27 protein-coding genes are annotated in these 22947 nt (G+C 66.7%); 16 read left to right on the top strand and 11 right to left on the bottom strand.

What is annotated here, in order from left to right:
- Positions 1 to 10: 10 nt before the first annotated feature.
- From ACSVC7_RS16730 to ACSVC7_RS16720, 3 genes are all read right to left on the bottom strand, one after another.
- Positions 11 to 343 (bottom strand): hypothetical protein, encoded by a 333-nt coding sequence (locus ACSVC7_RS16730; protein ID WP_448205327.1) that lies wholly within the window; start codon positions 341 to 343, stop codon positions 11 to 13.
- A 312-nt stretch (positions 344 to 655) separates the two neighbouring features.
- On the bottom strand, positions 656 to 1336 hold the full coding sequence (locus tag ACSVC7_RS16725; RefSeq protein WP_448205326.1) for a hypothetical protein: 681 nt from the start codon (positions 1334 to 1336) through the stop codon (positions 656 to 658).
- A 131-nt stretch (positions 1337 to 1467) separates the two neighbouring features.
- The gene (locus ACSVC7_RS16720) at positions 1468 to 3141 is read right to left on the bottom strand and encodes a hypothetical protein (RefSeq protein WP_448205325.1); all 1674 of its coding nucleotides are present in this window, start codon (positions 3139 to 3141) and stop codon (positions 1468 to 1470) included.
- Between the two features lie 552 nt (positions 3142 to 3693).
- Between ACSVC7_RS16720 and ACSVC7_RS16715 the strand changes: the two genes are divergently transcribed.
- From ACSVC7_RS16715 to ACSVC7_RS16690, 6 genes are all read left to right on the top strand, one after another.
- A complete protein-coding gene (locus ACSVC7_RS16715; RefSeq protein WP_448205324.1) occupies positions 3694 to 4413 on the top strand; it encodes a hypothetical protein in 720 nt (239 codons plus the stop codon).
- Positions 4414 to 4838: 425 nt separating this feature from the next.
- Positions 4839 to 5045: a hypothetical protein gene (locus ACSVC7_RS16710; protein WP_448205323.1), complete on the top strand. Its 207-nt coding sequence runs from the start codon at positions 4839 to 4841 to the stop codon at positions 5043 to 5045.
- 395 nt (positions 5046 to 5440) lie between these two features.
- On the top strand, positions 5441 to 5728 hold the full coding sequence (locus tag ACSVC7_RS16705) for a hypothetical protein (protein ID WP_448205322.1): 288 nt from the start codon (positions 5441 to 5443) through the stop codon (positions 5726 to 5728).
- 66 nt (positions 5729 to 5794) lie between these two features.
- Positions 5795 to 6229, top strand: coding sequence for a hypothetical protein (locus ACSVC7_RS16700; RefSeq protein ID WP_448205321.1), 435 nt, complete (start codon positions 5795 to 5797; stop codon positions 6227 to 6229).
- 40 nt (positions 6230 to 6269) lie between these two features.
- On the top strand, positions 6270 to 6998 hold the full coding sequence (locus tag ACSVC7_RS16695) for a hypothetical protein (protein WP_448205320.1): 729 nt from the start codon (positions 6270 to 6272) through the stop codon (positions 6996 to 6998).
- Positions 6999 to 7211: 213 nt separating this feature from the next.
- Entirely contained in the window at positions 7212 to 7565 is a 354-nt protein-coding gene (locus ACSVC7_RS16690; protein ID WP_448205319.1) for a hypothetical protein, read from the top strand.
- Positions 7566 to 7635: 70 nt separating this feature from the next.
- On the opposite strand, the gene ACSVC7_RS16685 is transcribed toward ACSVC7_RS16690, so the two are convergent.
- A complete protein-coding gene (locus ACSVC7_RS16685) occupies positions 7636 to 8730 on the bottom strand; it encodes a hypothetical protein (RefSeq protein WP_448205318.1) in 1095 nt (364 codons plus the stop codon).
- Positions 8731 to 8811: 81 nt separating this feature from the next.
- Here ACSVC7_RS16685 and ACSVC7_RS16680 point away from each other — a divergent pair, with 81 nt between their 5' ends.
- Together ACSVC7_RS16680 and ACSVC7_RS16675 are read left to right on the top strand one after the other, a co-directional pair.
- Positions 8812 to 9015, top strand: a complete 204-nt coding sequence (locus tag ACSVC7_RS16680) for a hypothetical protein (protein ID WP_448205317.1) — start codon at positions 8812 to 8814, stop codon at positions 9013 to 9015.
- A gap of 411 nt (positions 9016 to 9426) precedes the next feature.
- On the top strand, positions 9427 to 9792 hold the full coding sequence (locus tag ACSVC7_RS16675; RefSeq protein ID WP_448205316.1) for a S1 family serine peptidase: 366 nt from the start codon (positions 9427 to 9429) through the stop codon (positions 9790 to 9792).
- A gap of 71 nt (positions 9793 to 9863) precedes the next feature.
- On the opposite strand, the gene ACSVC7_RS16670 is transcribed toward ACSVC7_RS16675, so the two are convergent.
- The 7 genes from ACSVC7_RS16670 to ACSVC7_RS16640 form a co-directional block, all read right to left on the bottom strand.
- Positions 9864 to 12047, bottom strand: coding sequence for a helix-turn-helix domain-containing protein (locus tag ACSVC7_RS16670; protein ID WP_483508428.1), 2184 nt, complete (start codon positions 12045 to 12047; stop codon positions 9864 to 9866).
- The gene (locus ACSVC7_RS16665; protein ID WP_448205314.1) at positions 12044 to 12988 is read right to left on the bottom strand and encodes an ATP-binding protein; all 945 of its coding nucleotides are present in this window, start codon (positions 12986 to 12988) and stop codon (positions 12044 to 12046) included. The genes ACSVC7_RS16670 and ACSVC7_RS16665 overlap by 4 nt, the downstream gene beginning before the upstream one ends.
- Positions 12985 to 13518 carry a hypothetical protein gene (locus ACSVC7_RS16660; RefSeq protein WP_448205313.1) on the bottom strand — a complete coding sequence of 178 codons (534 nt, stop codon included), beginning with the start codon at positions 13516 to 13518 and terminating at the stop codon, positions 12985 to 12987. Before ACSVC7_RS16660 ends, ACSVC7_RS16665 begins: the two co-directional genes overlap by 4 nt.
- A 121-nt stretch (positions 13519 to 13639) precedes the next feature.
- Complete coding sequence (locus ACSVC7_RS16655) at positions 13640 to 13771, bottom strand: hypothetical protein (RefSeq protein ID WP_448205312.1); 132 nt, start codon at positions 13769 to 13771, stop codon at positions 13640 to 13642.
- 400 nt (positions 13772 to 14171) lie between these two features.
- Positions 14172 to 14564, bottom strand: a complete 393-nt coding sequence (locus tag ACSVC7_RS16650) for a hypothetical protein (protein WP_448205311.1) — start codon at positions 14562 to 14564, stop codon at positions 14172 to 14174.
- A complete protein-coding gene (locus ACSVC7_RS16645) occupies positions 14558 to 16396 on the bottom strand; it encodes a helicase HerA domain-containing protein (protein WP_448205310.1) in 1839 nt (612 codons plus the stop codon). Before ACSVC7_RS16645 ends, ACSVC7_RS16650 begins: the two co-directional genes overlap by 7 nt.
- Before the next feature lie 566 nt (positions 16397 to 16962).
- Complete coding sequence (locus tag ACSVC7_RS16640) at positions 16963 to 17358, bottom strand: hypothetical protein (RefSeq protein ID WP_448205309.1); 396 nt, start codon at positions 17356 to 17358, stop codon at positions 16963 to 16965.
- 160 nt (positions 17359 to 17518) lie between these two features.
- Between ACSVC7_RS16640 and ACSVC7_RS16635 the strand changes: the two genes are divergently transcribed.
- The 8 genes from ACSVC7_RS16635 (at position 17519) to ACSVC7_RS16600 (ending at position 22711) form a co-directional block, all read left to right on the top strand.
- Positions 17519 to 17779, top strand: coding sequence for a helix-turn-helix domain-containing protein (locus ACSVC7_RS16635; RefSeq protein WP_448205308.1), 261 nt, complete (start codon positions 17519 to 17521; stop codon positions 17777 to 17779).
- Positions 17780 to 18101: 322 nt separating this feature from the next.
- Entirely contained in the window at positions 18102 to 18815 is a 714-nt protein-coding gene (locus ACSVC7_RS16630; RefSeq protein ID WP_448205307.1) for a hypothetical protein, read from the top strand.
- A 144-nt stretch (positions 18816 to 18959) separates the two neighbouring features.
- Positions 18960 to 19946, top strand: a complete 987-nt coding sequence (locus tag ACSVC7_RS16625) for a hypothetical protein (protein WP_448205306.1) — start codon at positions 18960 to 18962, stop codon at positions 19944 to 19946.
- A gap of 10 nt (positions 19947 to 19956) precedes the next feature.
- Positions 19957 to 20601 carry a hypothetical protein gene (locus ACSVC7_RS16620; protein ID WP_448205305.1) on the top strand — a complete coding sequence of 215 codons (645 nt, stop codon included), beginning with the start codon at positions 19957 to 19959 and terminating at the stop codon, positions 20599 to 20601.
- Positions 20598 to 20897: a hypothetical protein gene (locus ACSVC7_RS16615; RefSeq protein ID WP_448205304.1), complete on the top strand. Its 300-nt coding sequence runs from the start codon at positions 20598 to 20600 to the stop codon at positions 20895 to 20897. Before ACSVC7_RS16620 ends, ACSVC7_RS16615 begins: the two co-directional genes overlap by 4 nt.
- Positions 20898 to 20968: 71 nt before the next feature.
- Positions 20969 to 21574 (top strand): hypothetical protein, encoded by a 606-nt coding sequence (locus ACSVC7_RS16610; protein WP_448205303.1) that lies wholly within the window; start codon positions 20969 to 20971, stop codon positions 21572 to 21574.
- Between the two features lie 85 nt (positions 21575 to 21659).
- Positions 21660 to 22316 carry a TraB/TrbI/VirB10 family type IV secretion system protein gene (locus ACSVC7_RS16605; RefSeq protein ID WP_448205302.1) on the top strand — a complete coding sequence of 219 codons (657 nt, stop codon included), beginning with the start codon at positions 21660 to 21662 and terminating at the stop codon, positions 22314 to 22316.
- A 14-nt stretch (positions 22317 to 22330) separates the two neighbouring features.
- Positions 22331 to 22711 carry a hypothetical protein gene (locus ACSVC7_RS16600; RefSeq protein WP_448205301.1) on the top strand — a complete coding sequence of 127 codons (381 nt, stop codon included), beginning with the start codon at positions 22331 to 22333 and terminating at the stop codon, positions 22709 to 22711.
- Positions 22712 to 22947: the final 236 nt, after the last annotated feature.

Below are 22947 nucleotides of genomic sequence, written 5' to 3'. Positions count from 1 at the left end.
TGTGCGGTGATTACCAGACAGTGCGGGCGATGCCGGCCTCGACAAACTCTTTGCAGAAATGGTGGTAGTCGCCATCGTTCCACTGAGCTTCCAGAAAGCCTTCGATGTCGCCGCGATCCAGCAGGATGACGGTATCGTTCTCGCGGCCGGCAACTTCGAATTCGGGCTCAATGCCGTCCAACAGAGCGGCGGCGAACGAGTGGGTGCCGTCGATGATGACCTGATACCGATCACCGGCATACTCGAACTCGGGAGAAAGGGTGACCACGTAATCACGAGCGCCGCGCTTTTCCTCAACGATGTCGTCGTTCAGATAGTGCTGGCTGGTGATCAGGGTGGCCATCATTGTCTCCATCGTCTTGATATAGGCATCATATTGCACTCACGCCAACCCGTCAACGGAGGAAGTTGGCGTCACACCAATATTAGATCTGGCGTAGTTGGCGTCACGCCAATAATCTGCGTCCATCACCACCCGATGGGGACGCCCGTCATGGCCCAACACTTTCTCCTCTCCGCCGCCGCCCGGACGCTCAGCGCCAAGGCGATCCTGCGGATGACGGCCGACGAAGCGTTTGAGGCGTTCCGTAAGGTGCGGTGGTCGGAGACGAACGGCCAGCCGGCTCGGGACCGTCGAAACGGAGCTGGCGGCGCGCTACGCGGTCGCCTGGACGGCGAGGGGGTTCCCCAGAGGACGCCCGATCACCTCGCAGAAGCGCTGCCAGACGGCCATGCCGAGCACACGCTCCGGCACCGCGATGCGCTCCATGCGCTCCACGATCCAGGCCGTATCCCGTTCCAGGGCGACCGGGTTGTCGGCGGCCACGAGATCGCCGAAGTTCTCCAGGCCGTTGGACAGATGCCCGATCACGTTGAGCAGGGCTTCGACCTCGACCGGATTCCATTGTCTGGGATCGTGGCAGCCCAGCACCTCCCCGGCATCGCCGTACAGGTGGCCGGGCAGCGTTGGAGCGATGGTGCGCAGGAGCGCGAAACCGGCCACGAAGATATCGCGCGCCTTGAGCTGCGCGGGGGTGGGCGCCGGGGCCGGGAAGCGGCGGGGAGCCCCGCCACCCTGGCTGATCATCGAGGTGACGCGCTGGAGGGCCTGCTCGATGTTGGCTCGCGCTTGATCGACCGCCTGGAAGTGCTGCTCGCAATGGTAAAGGCGTGCCTGAAGCGCTCGATCCTTGTCGGAACCGGGCAGAGGGCGCGCCGCCGCGATCTCGTCCTGAACCTTGATGAGATCGTTCAGCACGTCCGCCGTCTCGCGCTGCCACGCCCGCAGGTCGGCGGCGAGTTGCGCTTGGTGGGCATTCAAGTCAATACGGGACACGGCAACCTCTGTATCGCCTACGATTGGTGGCGCGATCTTCGTGTCCGCATCCGCCGCCGTCAATACGCAGCGCCCGAGGCCCGGCGCCGCGCCTGGGCCTCGGGATGGGGCGGCACGGCACCGCGCGACGGTCAGGAGACCGCCGCCTCGCCCGCCGCGGCCTCCACCAGCGGCTCGACGCCCGTGAAGCGCCCCTCGCCGTCGAAGGCGAGCACGAACTTGGCGGGGCCGCCGTCCGGCGTGCGCAAGTACAGCCGCTCGATGGCGGTGGCGATGGCCTGCTTGAACGCCTCGCCGTCCCCGGTCAGCAGGCGGGTCAGGTGCCACGACACGGTGCTCCGGTAGTCATCCCGCTGCGTGTCGTAGCTGTCGGCGTCGGCGTCATCCGACGGGTTGAACGTCATGTTCATCAGGATCGTGTGCGCGGCTCCCTGGCCGGCGTCCCGCGCCACCCACCAAGCGGTGAACTCGATGCTGTCCGCCTCGAACGCAAAGGCCGGGATGGTCCCGGTCAGCGTCTCGACCGGCTCATCGCCTTCGGCCATCACCGACACGGACACGTCGATGCGGTCCACCAGCGTGTCGAGGTCGGGGGCCTCCGTGTCGGTCAGCGTGACGGCGCGCTCCCCCGCGACGGCGGTGACGGTGATGCCGAAGTCGTCGATGCGCCTGGTCGGGTACCAGGAATAGCCGGCGTAGGCCGGGCGTGCCTCATACATGCGGTCGAACGCGGCACCGGCAGCGCCCGCCAACGCTTGCTCCAGGCACACCTCGCCCACATCGACCAGGATGGGGTCGGCCACCTCCGCCAGCGACCGGCCTTCGCGCAGCGGCTCGTAGGCGTCCCGATCCGCGGTCCCCGGCTGCCACAGGGGCAGGCACGGCTCCGCCTCGGGCACGTCGATGCCGAGTTCACGGGCCTGCTGCCACCGCTGGAAGGGCAGCCGATGCTTCGGCCTGGCGGCGACGCACTCGAAGATCGCCACGCGGCACGCATTGCGCAGCTCGTCGAGGAAAGCGTTTTCCACGACCTCGCGGCGGGCCGGCAGGACAAGCGCCAGCTCCGGCGCGTCGTCCACGTCCACGAAGACCACCCATTTGCCGCCGGGCGCGGCGGCGTCCTCCACGTCGGGCAGCTTCACCGGGACGGTCAGGCCGTGGAAGTTGATCTCCGTCGTGCCGTACAGGGTGCGCCCCGGACGGTGCACACGATCCGCGAACACCCCGATCCGCAAGCCCCGCCAGTTCTTGACGTGCGCCGCCCCGGCCAGGAAGGGCTGCTGCTCGACCGGCGCGCCGTTGAGCGTCACCGGCAGCGGGGCGAACCGGGCCTGCGACCGCACCGCGTGCTCCGCTTGCGCCCGTTCTCCGGCCCGCAGCGAAAGGGTGATCTCGGTGCCCTGGCGCTCCGGCGCCGCCAGCACGGGCACCTCGCGCTGCCCGCCGAAGGCCGCCGGGTCCAGCTCCATCTCGAACGCGCGGGACCGCACCGTGACGCGCTCGCGGTGCGCCAGCGAGAAGAACCCGGCTCCGGCGGGGTCTTCCGAGCGGGCGATGCTCTCGTCCCAGCCCGAGCCGGCCAGCGTCAGCAGCTTCTCCGGATTGTCGATGCCGCAGCCGTCGTCCTCGATGGTGAGGTTGTCGTCGGTGACGCGGAAGGCGACGGCGGCGGCACCAGCGCGCCGGGCGTTCTGAAGCAGCTCGGCGATCACGGTGTCGATGGTGGCGTTGAAGTACCGATCAGCCGTCGAAAGAAGGTGAGAAGCATCGACGCAGGCGCGGACGCTGTGGGAAAGAGCGTTCATTGCACTGATCCTCTGGTTTAGCGGCCGAGTGTTCGGCGTGACCTGGGACGATTTTGCGCACAGCACCGCACAGGGAAAGAGAAAAGCGAAGAAAGCGCGACGATTAAAACGAGTACGTCATACTGTATTTGCCGCAAGCCGCGGATTATGGCGGTGCCCACGCGACACGTCGTGTCACGCGTGGATGGCGGGCGATAATTGCGCGGCGTTCGTATCGCAAAAAACCTTTGCACGCGCAGAGGGAGAAAATCTAAACAGGACATGCCACGGCATGCATGAAGAGCCGCATACCTGAGTAACCCAGAATGGCAACCACGCCGGCCAAACCCACCCCTCGAAAAAGCACCAGAAAGCCCACCGCACGCCGGGCACCTCCGCCCACGGCGCCCTAGGACGCCGCGCTCTGGGCCGCCGCCGCCGCGATGAACACCCCGAGCCCCGTCTGACGCTCGGGGCGGGACACTGATGCGCCCGCCCGCCCGCTGGCCGGGGATAGCCCTGGTAACTGGGGGACAACGCTCACACCGAACTGCAAATGGAGGGATTATGCGCATGCACACCGCCGTACCACCTGACAGCGTCGTCCTCGACGGAACCGCCGGGGTCGTGCTTTTCGGGAACGACACGCCCCAGGGGCGGCGAGTCCACCGGATCGCCGCGCATTGCCGGGCCATCGCGGAAAGCACCGGCACCGGCCCGACGGACATGGCGAGCGTGCTCACGCAGCTCGCCGCCTATTATATCGGCTCCGAGTACGACGTGGACGCCAACCGCGCGCTGCTGGCCGACGAACTGGTGAAGGTTCTGCGCGCCAAGGCCGTGCGCGCGGTCGAGGAAGTGCGCCTGACCGGCTTCCAGCTTCCCGCCGGCACGATCGACGCGCACGCGGGTCTGTACCGGGACGGGGAGGGGCGCTGGCGGCACGGCGCGGAGGCTCCGCTGTGCGCGGTGTTCCGCGGGGCCGGCGGCTATCTGCGCGCCCTGGCGCGCACCCTCGGCACCAGCCCCGCCGAGCTGGCGAACGACATCGTCGTCGTGGCCGGGTACTACGCCGGTTCGTCGGAGCCCGACAGCGACCGCCGCAGCCGGTTGCTTGGCGACCTCGAAGCGGTGTTCCGGCAGAAGCTGGCCGAAAGCGTTGACCTCGGTGCGCGCGACCGTGCGGAAATGGTCGATGTGCCGCCACTCGCCGGCTGGCGCGGCGGTACGGAGCTTCCCGAGACGGACCCTCGCCGGCGGCACCCGCCAGCCCCCTGGCTGCGCCCCCGGTAGGCGCCGTGAGGACGCCGCGCCTGTCCGGACAACACGATGGCGCGGATTTGGTCGAGAAAGATTACTCCAGAGCGCATCTGGACGCCGGGATTCGGCTTTGCAACATCTGCGATAGTGCCGCCGCATCGACCGCTTTTCCGAAAACCGATCCTTGCAAATCGCTTCCATGAAGGGAATTGCCGCAATGGGTAAATTGACGAACATTGCCGGGACGGCCTGCCTCGCCGGTGGCTTCCTCGCTTCGAACGTCGGCTATGGGCCGGCCGCCGGCGTCCTGTTCGTAGCTGCGGCCGCCTGCCTCACAACGACCGCCCTGGAGCGGGGGGGCGGAGCCCAATTCGCCCGCGTCGATCCGCGAACCCAGCGCCTATACGGTGCTGCGGAGCCGCATCGTCGAGGTAATCACCGCCCACGAGGCCGGCGCCATGCACTTCGAGATCGCCGATACTTTTCGCGCCGAAGGCTACGAGGTGTCGGGCATGGACATCCGCGACGCCATCGACGCTTACAAGGAGGCTAAGGCCGAAGAGGAGCGCATGAACCAGGAGCGGCAGCGGGAACAGGAGCGCGAGGCGCGGGCAAGAGCGGCCCTTGCTGGCCTGTCCGCCTCCCTCCACTCCACCGTCGCGTGAGCCTCAAGATCGAAGGATTGCACGACATGGCCATCATGCTGCCGAAGCGGTTGAAGGCCGCAATCCGCAGCCGCTTCGGCAACGGGTGCTGACCTATAAGACGAAAAGGGTGCCGGTCATGCGTTTGCCACCGCGGTTCCTATCCACGTCGGCTTGGCTCCTTCTGCTGGGCTTGCACTGCGGTCTGGCCCTTGTTGCGTCGCTCAACATCGACGCGATGACAGCGTCAATGCGTGCGGCCGTTGCGGAGGAAGCCGTGTTCACAGCAATAGTCGAACACCCCCTGTGCCGCTTGACCAGCCATGTGATGTTTTGGACGCCATGCGTTTTCATCGCGGCCATTCCGGTGTTTTGGCGACACGCTCCGTCTCGGTAATTCCCCTGAGGAGGTCTGCATGCCTACCAGGATCATTCCGGTCCGTCAGCTGCACCACCAAGCCGCTCCCATGGCCGAGCCAAATCGGCAGCCCGCAACTGCCCGGCGCTCGTCCACCCACGCACTGATCCACGCTGTGAGGGCCCTGGGCGATCGGCTCGGCCAAGCCGCCTATGGTGCTGCCACGCTTGGCGTTCTGGCGTGGTACTGCACGCAGACCGACGCGGGGCAGGGGGCGGTGGCCCCGCTGGTGCCGGTGGCGCGCGAGGCGCTGCACGAGCTGGGCGCGGCGCTCATCGGCTTGTGACGCCGTCCCTGCCACACGCCCGACCACGCCACGTCGAACCCCTCTCCTGAACGCGAGGCCTCAACCATGCTCTCCCGCGCTCTGCCCGTCTCCGGAATGCCCGCCGAACTGGTCGCTGCACTGGACGCACGACTGGCGGCACGCCGGCCTCGCACCACCCTGACGCTTGCCGAGCACGTCGCGCGTCTGCGGGGCCGCTGGCCGCTCAGCCGGGAGGAGGCGTTGCGCCTCGGCTACCCGCCGGCGGAAGTGCTGAAGGAGTTCGGCCCGGAGAAGCCTGAGGGGTGCATCGCGGACAGCGGGTTGCAGGTTACGCGCGCGGACGGAAAGGTCCATGTCACCTGGGGACGCAACAGTGTGGTCCTGCCCGCCGGCGCCGGCGCGCGCGAGATCGAAGCGGCCCTGCTTGGCATGGAAGCCGGCATCCATCAGCTGGCTGCCGCGCTGGAGCGGGCGGTGAACGTCGTGGCGCCGCCGCGCGCTCGTGAGCCGTTCCTGTGAACCCCGTCCGTCTGAGACACTGAAAGCAACAAGACGTCAGATGCCGTTCCTTCTCATGGAAATTTACGGCCCGGATGCCGAAGAAACGCCCTCACCGCTTGCGAAGTCGCTCGGATCATTCGAAAGCACGCAATTGGCCTTGGCCGAATTGTCGAAGATCGTCCCCGCACCTTCCGGAGCCATACTGTTTGAGGTGTCCGACGACTACGTCTACTCGGATCCGCTAGCCGCCTGGAACCACTGGACGACCGGAGCGATCCAATGCGTGGCTTTGCGCAGCCCTGGTGTGCGGGAGGCAGTTGAGCCCGGACGGGTCTGTCGTCCTTCCCGGCCGCTGACGCCAGACGAATTGATCGCCGTCCAGTTCAAGGTACAGCGGCCCCTCAACAGCAACCCCGATTACAAGACCCTGGATGACATGGTCGCGGCTCGTCCGGACTACGTCGAAGACCAAGCCGCGAGGGACATCGCGGAGCGCCTGATGGCGCAGGGCTACACGTTGAACCCGAACGCTCCCGGCAACTGGCTATGGGAAAAGCATATCATCGGCACGTCCTGCCAACACAACGCTGGCTTCGTGACGTATGGCGGCGTCAATCGGCTACGCGCGTACAGTTGGGATCTGCTGGCAAACACGTATCGGGACGCCTGTGACGACGAGCCGGTGGAAGCAGATCTCTGGCCTCAGGTTGAGAAGGCGCTCGTCCGGCTGCGCGAGAACGAGATCGTGTGGAGCCACGAAGGCTTTACATGTCGCTCCGACATCTGACCGGGCGACGGTCACCGCGCATCTCTTGATGGCACCTCGCGAAGCACAATCCGCTTGCGACACCGGATGTCCAGAACGGGTGCGATACGGGGCCAGCCAGACCAAGAACATCAGCCCCGGACCGAAACCGCCACGTTCCAGTCCCGTCAGTGCTGACGCTCCACATGCGCCATGCTAAATTGAAAGCGTGAGTTCTAACGGCAAGGCGCGCAGATGGACCGCACCGCATCACGCCGACAGGCCGGCTTCGCCGCTCGGAAACGGGAGCAAGGGTTGCGCCCGGTCACGCTGTGGGTCCCGGAAGAGGGGAAGGCGCCACTGCGGCAGATCGCGGCGGCGCTGGCATCAGGGGAGCTGAAGCCGGAATCCCTTGCAGCCTTGCTCTCTGGCCAGAAAACGCCCAAGCGCCGCGCCCGGCCTGCCAGTTCACCAGCGGGCACACTAGCGCCGACCGCCGACCGCACGCTACGCGACCCGGTCGGCCGCGTCACCGAGATCGACCGGCAGCGGGGCCGCGATCCGCACGACACGTTGACGCCGGAGCTGCCGCTCGGCGCATCGACCTGATTGGCGATTTCCGAAGCGGGGCCGCGCTGAAGGCAGAGCCCCTTGGCCGCGAAAGGACGCTGTTGTCCGCCTATTCGAGCGGGTCGAGCGCCGGGCCGCCGTTGTGCCCCAGCAGCGACGACGCTTCGTCCGCGGGCGCTGTCACTTCCTGAGCCGTCGGTGCGACCGGTTCGGCGCGCAGCGGCTTGCCGGCGAAGTAGTCAGGGCGGTGCGCGAGCTGCTCCTGGTACAGCAGATCAGCCAGCAAGGGCACCTTCTTATCGAGGCGGGTCTTCAGGTTGCGGCGGCGCACGCGGCCCTTGGCCTCGTCTGACCACTTTGCCCCCGGAGGGGTCTGGATGGAGATCCCCACGGTCCAGCCGCTGCCAATCTCAAAATCGGGGCCGCAGGCCTCCAGCACGGCCTTGGTGTCGGTGCCGAATGGCACAGCGACCTGCCAGACGGTGCGGGGGAGCCCGCACGGCGGCTGCGTGTATGGGTTACTCCAGTGCACGGACACGACAGCGTGCCCGGCCCGCATCAGAGCGGCAAGAGACAGCAGGCCGGCCGACAGCCGCACGCGGCGCTTGCCTCGCCCGCAGGCTTGCGTCGTGGGTTCGGGCCGCACGGAGGCGAGGTCGGGCGACGTCAGTTTGAACGTAAGCCCCGGATCGACCGGCAGCCCGGCGCGGATGGCCGCCCGGCGCTCCGCCGACCGGACGAGGCGGCCGCGCGTGGCGGCGTTGAAGAAGGCGCTCCGGCGCGGCTCCTCCAGCAGGGACCGCCACAGGTTGGCCGTCGAAGCGTCGCCGGCGCGCGCCAGACGCTCCGACATCTTCACGATGTCGGCGATCTCCTCGGCGGGCCAGTCGGGATGGATGGCATCCGGCGCCGGCATGGGCAACAGGCGGTCGCTGGGATAGCGGGCGAAGTGCTGCTCCGCCATGGCCCCGTTCTCCTCGGTCTTCGTGCCGACGCCATAGGCCGTGGCGAGTTGGCCGATCACGCCGCGCTGCTCCGGGAGCGGAGCGGAGCGCTGAGCGGTGGCGACCAGCGCGGGCGAAGGGGCGAACGGGAGGCTGCCCGGCGCGAACAGGGACAGGGTTGCGCCAGCGGCGCCGGCCGTCTTCGCGCCAGCGTCATCCTGCGTCTGGCGGGCGTCGCATGCGGCGTTTTCGATGGTCACGGCGAACCTCTTGCGAAGTGTTTTGTATAGCCGTAATCTACTGAAACCCGCCTCAGGGCGCAATGGTTTTGTATAGCGGAAATGGGCAGACCGAAGACCAGACCCGACACCGTGATGGTGCCGACGCGGCTCGACAAGGCGCTGATCGCCGAGGTCGATGCCTTCACCGATCCAAAGGGCAAAACCGGCCCCACCCGCACCCAGGTCATCGAGGAGGGCCTGCGCTGGTGGCTGACGCGCGAGAAGAAGCGGCGCAAGGCGGCGGGTGAGGATCCGCAGCCGTAGCGACGGCGGGGCGACGCGGTGAAGATCCCTTGTGGACGGCGAACAAAAAGCGGCATACCATCCGTCGTTCGCGACCATAGCTAGCTCTGAGTTAACCAACATCAACCTTAAATTTCCATAATTCACCTTATGCAGAAAAATTCTCCATGCGTCGCCACGTGCGCGTCAACAGATGGCGGAGCAACCTTTGCGATTGGCACAGTGTTCCTGATCCGCGTTCCGGTGTGCGGCCTCTGTTTGGTGACCGCCGCCCATATGCCCATCAAAAGGCAGCCGCGCGCGGACTTCCATACTTGGCCCGACTACATAACGTTGTTCAATCGCAGCGAAACACGTACCGTTCGACTCTTCGACTCTTCGGCAAGCAGAGTCCCGGCGTTCAAGTTCGTCCATGACCAGGATTCTGGGAAGATGGCCGACGTCATTGTCTTCCGACACGACAAACTGCCGACGCTGGATCAGTCCTTCCTCGACAACGTGGACATCATCGACTGCACCGGGCGGCAGAAGGACCCCAAGCCGGGGGAGGCCATCGTTGGATACGGCTTCCCTCATAAACACGAGACTTGGCCTTACGCCACGCCTGACTGTGCGATGGGAACCTTCGAACGCAAAAATGGCCTGATGTATGAGGCCAATCTCGATGTTCTGGAAGGGCATTCCGGCGGACCGGTTTTTACCGATTCTGGGAAGTTCGTCGGGATGATGATTGGAACGACGGGACCCTACGCGCGCATCGTACCGGCGGCGTTCATCCGAAATTTAGCGATGGCGTGAGGAGCGCGCCGGAGGCGCGAGCGATGCCCAGGACGGCGGGTCCGGCTTTCGTCCCGTCACACAACGCGAACTTAGAAGACGCGCACTTGTCGCGCATGGTCGAGAAGTTGCTGCTCCGACCATGAGCGGATGCCATCGACCAGGTAACGGTTTCCCTTTAGGCGAACGATCACCAGCCCTTCTTTGTGGGTCAACGCGGCGATCGCGGCGTCAACGTCCGCGACGCCGTTTCCCCCGCACACAGGCGGAGGAGCGTCGGCCTCGGCCGACGCTTGGACCGGCGACACCACGAGCGTCTGGGGTGGCGACGTCTCACCGGCTCCCCTGCGGCGCTCTGCCTGCAACCATGTCGGTAGAGCCGCACGGTGGAGCCGCACCGTCTCCCAATACCGCCGGGCACGGGCGCGCACCGTCTCGCGCTGATAGACCCAGTGGTTGCCGGACTGACGTCGCTCGAGGTCTCCGGCGGCGGTCCAGTTGTAGACCGTCGAGACTGAAACACCGGCATCAAGGGCGGCGGCGCCGGCGGATAGCCAGTCATCATCAAGCGGTTCGCACTCAGTGACCGGCTGGCCCCTCGCCTCCTCCAGGCGGCGCAGCATCGGCTCCGAGATGTAGGTGCGTTGATCGTTCCACTTCGCCCGCAGCACCTTGATGGTGCCGTCCCGGATGCGATCACGGACCCATTCCTCCGTCACGCCGAGAATGGCCGCGGCTTCCTCAAGACTGTATCCGGCGCGGGACTGGAGGCGCTTGATAACCGCCTGCACCGTCACCAGCGGGATGCGCTCGGCCTTACGCCAGTCAACACCCTTCAGCAGCTTGCGCAACTCACGCACGCTCACGCCGATGCGCTGCGCGGCCTGGGCCTCGGTGTAACCGATCGTCTCGCGCAACGTGGCGCACTGCTGGCGCGGCACATAGACCACGCCACGAGCAGCGCCGTGGCTGCCCGTTTTCGACAGCATCTCGCCGCGATCGATGAATCCTTCCAACTCCGGCATGGTGAACTGGTAGAGCTTGGACGCTGTTTCCAGCGAAATCCAGGAGGCCTCACCATCGCCCGTCGGGCACCGCCGGGCCATCCAGCGACTTGCGTCCGTTCGCGACACGTACTGATGCCGGCCCTGACGCGTGGCCATCAGCGCGCCGTTTTCAATCGCGCGCCTGACCAACGCTTCGGGCCGTCCGGACTGCGCGGCCAGTTCCTGAACGGTCAGGCCCGGGTCCCACATACGGGTCAGATGCCGCTTGGCGCCGTGGGCAAGAGGTGGGTAGCGCCGTGAGTAGTCCTCGAAGGTCTGCGGAGGGCCGTGCGCTCCCCAAATTTCCGTGCAGGTCTTGCAGCAGGCCGGGTGCCTGCGCTGCATCCAAAGGCCGAAGGCGGCTCGCAAGTTCTCTGCGATCGGCTTGCCGTGCCACGGCATGGGACGCCCGGCTTGGCGGTCCGCAATGAGCGTCTCGGCCACCCTGGGGTCGACGTACCAAGTGCCGAATTGGGTCGAGCCGGCCTTCGCACCATCGGGGTTGCAGCGGATGGCGGTCGGGATGTAACCGAGCCGCGCGAACTCCGACAGCTTGTCGCTGCGGATGGCGAGTTGCTCCCGCAGCGTGCTCAGTTGCACGTAGCCGTCGGGCGGTGGAACGCGCGTCGCCTTCCAAGCCGCCCAGGCGTCGTATGGGATCACCAGCAGGCGGCCGACGCGGTTCGCGGTCAGGTGGCCTTTTGCGATCGCTTGCTGGACGATCGCCAGGGAGCCGATCTCGTGGCCGGCTTCCGTAGCGGTGATGCCGCCGAGAACGTCTTTCGTCTGCAAGCCGATGGCGTTGATGCGGACCTGAACGGCAGTGGCGGAGCGCTCCGCCGATGCGTCGCCAGTCAGCTGCCGAAGCCGTGCCGTCAGTACCTGGGCAATCTCTACGACACCAAGGGTTCCGACCAAGCTCGCCAGGAGCCCGACCTCCGGCGCGAGCCATTCATATCCCTGCCCGCCGCGCTTGCATGGGGCGGGCCAGTCCGCCTCTGCCGGCGGGCGGCCATGCCAGAGCGTGAAGAGTTCGACAAACCCCTTGGGATGCGCCAGACGGGCGCAGGCGCCGGTTCGACGCACACGCTCAACGTCTTCAGCCGGTCGGCCGACGACGGCCGCGAGCTGGTAAAGCGGCGCCCGCCATCCGTGGGCCAGTACGAACCGCTCCCAACCGCCTTCGTCGGCGGTTGAAGCGCGGGTGGCCAGGCGCGCACGATCCGTCATGGCCGAACTTCGAGTTCGTCGCGAAGGGCACGCGCACCGGACAGCATCTGCTGGGGCGGTAGCCCGGCGATGGCGCCAAGCAGATGAACGACGGGATCCGTCAGCGCCTTAAGTCGGTGAGTCGGGATGTCGCGCATGGCGCGGTCCCACTGGCTGAAAGTCGCCGGCAGCGACGGCTTGGCGGTTTTTGCCGCCGCCGCGACCGCCTTCAAGGCTGCCGCCATTGGCATCCGGACCTTCTCGACGCCACGCCGGCTGAAGCAGATGAACTCGCCCGGCGCCAGGGCGGCGAGGTCATTGTAGTCGATGCGCGAAGCCCGGAACTGCGGGGCGAGCGCGGCCCAGGCGGTCGGGTCCTCTTGGCAGCCGATCAGCGACAGGTTCTTCAGCCCGAAGATCGCGCGGTGCAACGACCCGGTGAAGCGGTGCGCGGTGAGAAACAGGTCCAGAGCCCGCTTGCGGCCACGGCCGGCGATCTCGTTGATGATGTCGGAGGCCTCGCCGACATCCTCCCTCCGCTTACGCGGCGCACTGAAAACCTGACCCTCGTCGACCATCAGGAATACCGGTTTACGATGTTCGTCGGCGACCTCGAGAATCGTGCGGCCGTAGGGAATGAACTCGGTGGCATCCTTGGCGGACACGACGACGATCTGCCGGTCGCGGCGGATCAGTGTTTCGCGCAGACGCTCCGGACCGTCGACCGCCTCTCCGTACAGGGATTCGATTTCGCCTTCCGGGTCCACGAGGACGCTGACCCAGCCCTGTTCGGACAGCTGTTCGGCCACAAGGAGGCCCGCGTTGGTCTTGCCGATGCCGCTCGGCCCCACGGTGACGATGCGCAGTCCGGTGGTGGCGTATTCCGCCAGGTCGAGCGGAGCACCGCCCAGATCGAGAAACGCCCCCAGCATCTCCTCACGCCGAATAACGCTGTGGCTCATGGCCGTTCCTCCTTCGCCCCAAGAACGATGTCCTTCAGGGTCAGTAGCTGCTTTGCGTTGAGGGAGAACACGACGGCGAAATCCTCGATGATCTGCTCGTCGACCTGGTCCAGGACACCGGAAGCGCGCGCCGCGGCGAGAAGCTTGCGCAGACCCGCCCAGTCGTACCCTCCATCAGTAGGGGCAGCACCCGCGACATCGGCGATTTCGGCATACAGCTGCTGCATGGTATAACGCTGCACCCCGGTACCGCGGTCGCTCACCAAGCGATCGTTGAGCAGCGATAGCAACTGCTCGGCGGACATATAGCCGTGCACCTTCCGGATCAACGCCTTGTCAGCGGGCGTGAAACTTCGCGGATTGTCCGCGTGGGGCACAGCGGCGCCAGTCGCCCCCTGACGGTCTCCGGGCGCCCGGCCCGACGCATTCGACGGCGGAGCCAACTTTCCCATACGCGCGAGGCGATCGCGCAGCGCGGGCGTCGCCGGGTAATCAGGATCTCCCGGCGCAAACAACCTCTCATCGCTCATTGATGCCTCTTTGGCGAATTTCCTCAGTGTCGTGCCATTTCGGCGTCCCGCTCAGAGCGGGTGGTAGATGTGGCAATTCCGCCGGGTGCGGGCCGCCCCACCCTGGAGCGGCCCCGCCGCATCAGCGCCCGATGCAATCCTCGTCGGCGCGCGCCGTCCGCTTCCACCCATCGGCCTGGCGAAAGATGACGGTGAGGAGCGCGAGGCCGACCGCGGCGCCGCCGGTGATAAAACCAATGAAGAACGGGTTCATGGACCCCTCCAGTGATGAGATGGGAAGTGTTGGGCCGGCCATTATGTTGCTGCGGACGGGCGGAACCGGCTTGCTTGCTGCAACGGTACACTCGCACAAAAAGTGAGAGCGATCAACCGAGAACTTGCGCAAAAAGCGCGACTGGCGCCTGCCCGGTGAAGCTTGCAAGACCCCCTGCCCTCTTCCTATCCGCGCGGGCCTACGCGATTTGCCTACGGCTCACAGACAGGACCAGGACCTTCTCTGGCCGAAGGGAACTCTGCGGCGCGCAAAAGGGCCGCCCCCTTCCCGGTCAAGAGCCGTGATAGCATTCCCTGATGCTCTCAAGCCGGAGAGCATCCGGATGCAGGCCATGCGCCCCGTTCGCTTGCCGTACCAGCGGAACCACAGACACCACCGGTCAGGCGCGCTGTGGACGCAACAGCGGATGGTGGCGGCCGACCCGCCCAGGATGCCCGACTTCCTCAATGGGCACGCCGAGCCGGTCACCAAGCCACGCGGCGACCATCGCCCAGTGACACCATCGACCGGCGCCGGCCTGCTCCCAGCAGAGCAGCACTGGCTCGGCGCCGGCGGCGAACTGGTGCAGGTCCTCCCACACACGCCGAGCGTCGAGCGCCCGCAGTTGGTTGTAGTAGCGGCGGCGGTAGGTGTCGTAATCGACGGCCTTGAACCACGGGCCGGGCACTAAGGGCGCGTAAATGGTATATCCTGGCTGCACTCGTGGTGGCGCCGACCGGGAGAAGCCGATCCGGCCGGGACCCGCATAGCTGAACCACGAGGCGGTCAGCATGGTGGGGCCGGGGCTCGGCGTCGGTGATCCGTCAGGGCATCGAGGCCACGCTGCCGATACTGGCGGAGCCATCGCTGGATTGTCGAGGCAGCGACGCCGGCTATAGCAGCCTGCTTGTCGACCAGTGTGGCGGGAGCAGTCTCGCGCTCGAGCAATGGCCGGAGGATGTCAAAGCGCTCGCGGACCGATGGTCCAGCGGCGGCAAGGGCCGCGTCTGAGGGCAGCCTTTGCACGCTGAGATGGACGAGGCTGGTGGGTGCGGGATCGAGCGAGCCAGCTGGCTCCGCCCCTTTGGTGGGGGGTGGAAGCACCAACTCAAGGGCCTTATCCGGCGGGCAGGCGGGCGGTGGGGTCAAGGCGGGGGTCGCACCGAGGTGCGTGGTCGATACTTCACCAATCCTCACCACCGTGGCGCGTACCGCCAGCGACGGACCAAAGGCCACGAAACTGCCTGGCCGAAGGTCGCGCAGCCGTTCGGCGGATTTGCGCTCCCAGCCGAGCAGTTCAGCCGCCCGCGCGACATCGAGGTCGAGAAGCGTGCGCCCTACGAGGAAATTGGTCGGTTCGGCAGCAACGACTTTCGCCAGCCGAGCCAAGCGCTGGGTCGCCGGGATACCACACAGTCCACGCTTTCGCCCGCGGGCCATGAGGTCGGCCATGGCCGCCAGACTTGCCTTTCGCACGTCGTCATCGACGTCACCCGTTGGTCCGTGCGGCGCGAAGAGATGCGCCTCGTCCACGGCGACGAGCACTGCATGCCAATGCTCACGCGGTGCCATGAGCAAGCCGTTCAAAAGTGAGGCGGCGGCGTCGACCTGATCGTTTCGGTCAAGCTCCGAGAGGTCCAGGACGGCAGACACGCGGTGCTCGCGCAAACGCAGTCCTGCGTCGAACAGGTAACCGGTAGCAGCGTCCCGCCGCGGCGCCATGACCACATGGCCTAGGCCTTCGGCGAGGGTGACGAACTCTCCCTCGGGATCTACCACCACCTGCTGGACAAGGCCCCAAGTCTGCTCGAGCAAACGGCGCAAGAGCCAGCTCTTCCCGGCGCCGGAGTTGCCCGTCACCAGGAGACGTCCGGCGATCAACTCTGGAAGGTCGATCGTGACCTTCCGCCCATCAGCATCACACCCCAGTTCCAAGGAACCTGTCGTGGTGGCCTGCGGTTTGGTCGCCTCGATCGTCTGGACGGGAGCAGCTTTGTCCGCCGCTGTGGCGTGCACCGGCGCTTCTGCGGCACGGTGATCGTAAACGGTCCCAGTTTCGCCTCCGCTCAGTCCTTCATTTCGCGTGTCGTCGGTGAGTAACACGGCCTCAGAAGCGATGGACGCGACGCCCACGCTGATCGGAAGACGTGCTGCCACAGAAACGGCGCTTGCAGATCGAAGCGCGTCCGCTTTGCGTTCCGCGGGCGGTGGCTCGAAAACAACCCGCCCCTCCATGCGCAGGCGCTCCTGGATGGCGGGCGTTGTCGGAAAGTCTGGATCGGTAGGGCGGAAGATTCGCTGCGGGTCCAGATCGGATATGGTTTGAACCGGTGCAGGCTTGCCCGAGCGGGCGGACTGTTGATCTTTCGGGGACGTCCGACCGGCGGATTCCGCAGGCACGGCCCGACCACGGTCGCCGGCGCGCAGTTCTGCACGGGTTGGCAGCTTCATGAGTCGCGCCTGGGCATCGACGGCATCGGGCGTGCACCCAGCGCCAATGGCAGCGGCAATCTCACGACGGGGGGTGTCAACAAGCCAGAGATCGCGGAGCAGCTTACGACGCGCTTCTGTCCAGCGAACGATCATATGGCGTCTTTCGATTTGGCGGAAATCAACGAGGATCACCCAAGGCTCGCGGCCTGGAGGGGCGAGGGGCTTCGGTGAACCGGGACACAATGCCTCCCGGCGGGGCGTAGCGGTTCCGGTGGCGCTCTGCACCGCCCGGAGAAGTATTGCCGGTTATAGGTCGTCGTTGAACGACATGATCTCGTCCAGCCTACGCCGGTATTCCTCGGCCTTGCCGGTTCCATCCCCAAGCTACTGAGCAACCTCTTCGGTGATGATCTCGCTCAGCAGATCGGCGAGCAACGCGATGCGTCGGTCCATGGCGGCACTCATTTCGTGATGAGGTGATCCAGAACGGCACGACCTTCCGGCATGAGCCGGACCCATGTGTCGTCAATCTCCACCCACCCTTTTGTTGCGGCGATCCCGGCTCCGATAGTGCGGTGCAGCCAAGGCCAGATCGGCGACTCGCCCGCACGATCAGACCATGAGCACAGGTTGTGCCAGCGGCCGTCACGGGCATATTCCAGAGCCGGTCGTGCAAGCCTCAGCTGCAGCCGAGCGCCAAGCCCTGGGGGGGGGGGTCGCAGGAGGCTCGCGCTCGACGCGGGGTAAGGCGGGCTTTATCACGCGGCCGCCTCGGACGGATCGTCGGGGAGATAGTTGGCGATCATGGTGTCGATCACGCCCAGCAGGGCGGCGGCGTCGTTTCGCGCTTTCAACAGTTCGACCACCATGAGGGCGCTGTCCACAGTGTCGTCGGCCTCGTAAAACGAGTCGCCGGACCGGACAATGCGCTCGCGGATGCTGGCCAGCCGTTCGAACAGGTTCTTGTGCCACGTGTCGATGCTGCGGTTCGTGTCCGGCTCGGTGGCACGTACCAGACGGTCGCGCATCAGGCGGGTGTCCGCGAGAAGCGCCGGCACGGGCGCTGACGACGGCGAGGTGACCTTCGTCAGGTGTGCGTCGATCCCGTTCAGCAGGCGGATCAGGTCGGCGTCGAGCGTGGGATTAAGGGCCATGAGGGAAGTCCTGGGAGACGGTTTCGGGGAGGAGATGCTGGGTCGAAGCTTGTGGTGCGGAGCCCGCGCATCTCTTCTCAGGGCGGTACACTCGCACAAAAAGCGCGAGCGGTCAATGGGAAAGTTGCACAAAAAGTGCGACTGCGCGTATGCTCGCGGAATGCCGCAGACCACCCTCACCCCGACTCTCTGCCGCGCCGCCCGAGCGCTGCTCGATCTGACCCAGGACCAGCTCGCCGAGCTGGCTCATTTGAGTGTTCGCACATTGAAGGCCTTCGAAAAGGGCACGCCGCCCGTATCGGCCGACAGCGAAACAGCGATCACCGACGCGCTTGTAGACGAAAGCATTGAGTTCGTGTCCAGACGGGATGGCCGGATCGGCGTTCTCGTGCGACCGAAACCGAAGAAGGCCCACCGGTAGCCGGCTCCGGCAACTGGCACGGGGCAACCCCACACCATTCGGCGACAGCCTGGCCAGGGCGCGGCTCACTTGGGCGGCAGCCAATGCGAGCACGCGGGCAGCACGCCCAGCGCACGATCCGGTCCCGAGCGTATAGAGCGTGTTCATTCGTGACGCTGGCGATCCACGGAGAACGTCATCCAAACACCGCCCGCCAAAGACAATACGGATAAGACAACGGAAGATAAATCGATCCAAAACTTAAAAGAAAAGGGCAGTGACATAAAAACTAGCGAGCATCAAAGGCCGCCCACTACACTCTCCGCAACACGGAGGAGGCATCATGTCTGGGTCAGCCCGCCAATACTCGCTGTTCTCGCGCTTGCCCCTGTCCGCCAGCGAAGGCCCGACTGCGGAGCAAATTACCGCCATGACCATGCAGCACACCGAACGCCTGTTGAGCCGCGCCGACGATCTGCGGGACGATCTGCACAAGGCCATGCTCGCCGGATCGACCAGCGACATGCGTATCGCCCTCAAGCGCCTCGACGATCTGGCGATCGATCTGAACGGCGGCTGCTATGGCCAGCTGGTGGAAGGTGGCGGCAAACGCCAGATGCTGGACCGCTGGCGCCGCGCCGATGGCGTCGAGCCGCGCTGGGGCGATCCGGGACGCTTTACCCTCACGGTGCAGCGCGTGGTCTGCGACGTGCATCTGCCGGACGGCCCGCTGTGGGGCGACGTGACGATCAAGCCGGTGCACTGGGACCAGCCCTTCCTGACCACCCCGACCGCGACGACGTACGGCTGCGTGGTGCTGCGTGACGTGTCGCGGCGCCTGCGTCTGGCCGCGCCGGGCCGGACCGTGGCGGCAACTCTGCGCGACATCCTCGACGAGCTGTGGCACGGCGGCAAGCTGGTGCTGACCCCGCTCGGCGATCCGCCCGACCGCCGCGACGACCCGGCCTGGGCGCCGACCGGGCACCTGGGACGGCTGGCCCCGCGCTGGTCGGTGCCGCTCGACGCGGACCTCCGCGCGCTCGCCGGGGTCATGTAACGGTCTGGCGCGGATTTGGCCGGGAAAGCTTACCGTAGCGGGCATCTGGAGCGGGGGATTTCGCGCGCTGGCTTTGCGATAGTCCCAAGGTCGGAGTGGCGGTTGCGCCCCGCCGACCAGGACAGGCTTGGAGCGGGCAGACCCATGAAATTCTTCCGACCGGCATCCCTCATCATGGCCGCGCTCGGCGCGAGCCTGCTCGGTGCGTGTCAAAGCATGATCGTGGGCGAGGGACCGCCGCTGGTGCGGGCCGTCGCCAGCGAACAGGACCTCCAGGGCGCCGAGTACATGGCCCGCTTCCTCCTGGCGCCGGGCGAACGGGCCGTTCTGCTCGCCCGGCACGACGGCGCGGAGGCCCGGCGCAGCGGCAGCGGGCCGTCCGGCGTCGCCACCGTCGCCGGGGTGACCGGGGCGGCGGCGCTCGGCCAGAACCCGCTCAGCCCTGGCGGGGTCGGCGCCGCGACGCTACTCGAAGGTTCGCTACGCCTGCTCGACGGCCTGACCGCGCCCGATGCGGCTCCGGATCGGACGACCCTGATCAATCTGCCCAAGGACGCGCTCGGAAGCGCCCAGCCGACCCCGCGCGCCGCGAAGGCGGCGGTTCAGCACTACATCCTGGGGCAACTGCAGGCCTTCGCCCGGCGGGTGAACCGGTCCGTCGAGTGCGTGGATGCCTGCGAGGGCAACATCCCGACCTACCGGCTGAGCCGGATCGGATCTCCCCTGCCCTACCGCGATCCGGAACACCTCTACGTGACGCTGGTGTTCGGCCGCATCCTCGAGGCGCCCGCCGATGCCCGCCGCGACGCCATCCTGGGGTTCCCGGCCGCCTGGTCCACGCCGTCGCCGCGTGACTTCGTCCTGTGCGTCGACCACAACCCGCCGACCAAGCGCGGCGACAGCGCCGTGCGCCCGTGCAAGGAGCAGTTCCTGCACCCGCTGGAGCGCGAGCTGCTGCGCTGCCTCACCGCCGACGGCTACGTCACCTATGCCTCGCGCTGGGCCTTCTCGCGCATCGTCGCGGTCAAGGGGCGCCTGTTCGCCTTGGCCGGCGAGGGCCGCTCGGGCGAGCGCCTGGTCGATTACGAGATCGCGCCGGAGACCGACCGGCCGTACCTGCCACCGCTTTAGGAGGTCCACCATGCCGCGCGCCATCGCCGCCCTGGCGGCTGCTCTGTCGCTGATGGGCATCGCGTCCGCCGCGGACGCGCAACAATGGTCGAGCCGTGCGCCGACGGCCGCGCCGGGCTGGCTGCCGCGCGTCGAGGCCGAGCACCGGGACGGCTACAACAGCGGCGCCTGGGGCGGCTGGGAGCAGCTCTCGAAATGCTCCAGCATGCGGGATCAGCTTCTCGCGCAGACCAGCGAGGTCCCGGCCGTGTTCAGTCCGGACCGGTGCACGGTGATCGCCGGCCGCTGGACCGACCCCTACACCGGGGCCTCGCTCACCAACCCGGCCGACATCGACATCGACCACATCGTGTCCATTCAGGAAATGCACGGGTCGGGCGGTTGGCGGTGGTCGCCGGCCGCGAAGAAAGCCGCCTACAACGACACCTACAACGTGGCCGTGGTCGCGAAGCGGGTGATCGACGCCAAGGGCGGCAAGGACATCGCAGGCTGGCAGCCGTCCAACAACGCCGCGCGCTGCGCCTACGTCGAGCGCTACCTCGCGGTCAAGCGCAAGTACGACCTGGCCGTCGATCCGCGCGAGGCGCGCACGCTGCAGGCGCTCGTGACGTCCTGCGGAAACACCAGCTCCATCGCCGAGGGGCCGTCCCGATGAAAAGCCTGCTGCGTTCCGCAAGCCGGGGGCTTTCCCCCGCCACGCCGACCGCGAGCGCCCTGCTGCCGGCCTCGCTCCTCCTGCTGCTCGGCCTGACCGGCGCCTTCATCGCCGGGCTCACCCTGCCCTTCGGGCAGTCGCTGGTGACCGGGCTGCTGGCCGCCGGCGCCGTGGTCACGAGCGCCGGCGGGGCGGTCTGGCTGCGATGGCCGGACCAGTCGCGGACCGCCAATCTGATCGCCCTGGCTGGCATCGGCCTCATGGTGGCCGGCGCCGGCGCGATGCCGTCGGCGTAGGGGCGGAAACCTTCTCAGGCCGTGAAACCACCGCGCCGACACGCGGGGGACAAACCATAGGGGAACTGACGATGCCGCATTCGCTCCGGCCAAAGGGTGGCCGCTACTGTTTCGGAACCGCGCTCGCGTTGCTGCTCGTGACCGGTCCGGCCGTCGCCAACGCGCAGACCGTGATTGCCGCGCCGGGCAAGCCGGTGACCATCACCGCTCCGATGGGCAAGCACGTCCGCTCGGTGGTCGCGGACGCCGCCGCCACCGTGGTCATGTCCCAGGATCGCCAGACGGTGGCACTCCGAGCCCCGGCGGCCGGTACGGTTTCGCAGATCCAGCTGCTTCTCGATAACGGTGTCGAAGCCCGACTCCTCGTGGCTGGGGTGACCAGCGCACCCACGCTGTGCGTCCAACTCGGCGACCATTTCGGTGAAGTCAGCGTCAAGCAGTGTGAGGAAATCGTCGTCTCGGGACAGACGCTGGTGACGACGGCGGCAACGCGCATTGCGGTCAGCGATGCCTACGACCTGTTCGCCGGCAACCGGATTCAGGAGGTCATCGTCCTGGACGACAAGTCTCCCGCGTTGCCGGCGGGCTCCGGCGCGACCACTCGGCTCGACACGATCGAGGACCCCTGGAGCGAAAACGCCAGCGGGAAAGGCGGCGGGGGCACCAAACAAAAATGACAGGGGCGCGAAGGCCCGTACCGCCGTCGCAGAACGCAAAGCAGCCCCAACGACTACAACCTCCATTCGCAAGGAAGATGGCCTGATGTCCTTACGCAAAGTTGCCACCGTCGCCGCCCTGCTCGCTCTCTGCGGCTGCGCGTCGACCGCCGCCACCGAGCCCGGCCAGATAGCGGTCGCCGCTGGGTTGAGCAACGTTGTCCCGCCGTCCTGGGCGGCAACGAACGCCGAGAAGCCGGCCAAGGGCGTCACCCTCCCCGCCGGCACCCTGCTCCCGGTCGTCCTGCAGCACGCCGTCGAGACCTCCGATGCCGACAGGACGAACCCGTTGCCGGTCGCGGCTAAGGTCGTCGCTGGTCCGCTGGACCTGCTGGACTGCAACGTGATCCTGGCCGGGTTCGGCAACGTCGAGCAACGCCGCGTCTATATGCAGGCCCAGTCGATCACCTGCGCGAAGTCCGACGGCGAGGTGGTCGACGCCAATCTGTCGGGCTTCGCGACGGGCGTCGACGGCAAGAGCGGCATGCGTGGCAACCCGTCGTCGCCGCGCTCCGTGGAGCTGCCCGCCGGGGCGAGGGTGGACCTCATCGTGACGCGGACCACGACGCTCCCCGGATGGACCGGCGGCGAACGGCAGGCCGCCCTCACCGGCGGTGACTGGCGTGCCACCATCGCCAACGCCAAGCGCCGGCTTGAGGTGCTGACCGGCTCCGACCGCACCCTGCCAAAGGCCGACTTCTAGAAGGGAGGCTCGCAATGTCCGTACGGGACACCGCGGCAGAGATCGCCAAGTGCCGGAAAACGGCCGACGATTTGGATGGTCATGCGGACCATATGAGCCGCTTCTTCCCGCTGGGAAATCGCCGCTACGAACGTCTGCGCGCCAAGTTTGGGGGGGACGTCAGGAAACTACGCCTCCTGCTTGGCATCGCGCTCGCTGCGGCCATCCTGCCGCTTGTAGCCGAAAGCGTGGAGTACCTCCCGCGCCATGTGGGCATGGCGATCACGTTGCTGCTGGTCTGGGTTCTCTGGCCGCACTCGGTCCGGGCCACCGTCGAGGTGTGCCGACTTGACGCGGCGCACCTTCGTGAACGCGCCAGCCGGCTGGAGCTTGCGGCAGCGCCTGCGACAGACTGACTCACCCAATAAGCGGGGCCGCTTATGATTTGACGCGATAAGCGGCCCCGCTTAAGCTTGGCGCATCACCGGTTGGAGTACCCACTATGCTGAGCGCCCTGCACCCCGCCGAACGCGCCATCGCCTGCATCCAGATGTCTGCGCAGAATATAGCTTCATGCCGGATAAAATACCGTCATACTGCGTAAATTAGTCTCATACCGGGGAAGCTTCCTTGCGCGTCTCGGGGAATCGTC

This window comes from Azospirillum mesophilum, from assembly GCF_053470405.2.
This window is presented reverse-complemented; position numbering and strand designations above follow the sequence as displayed.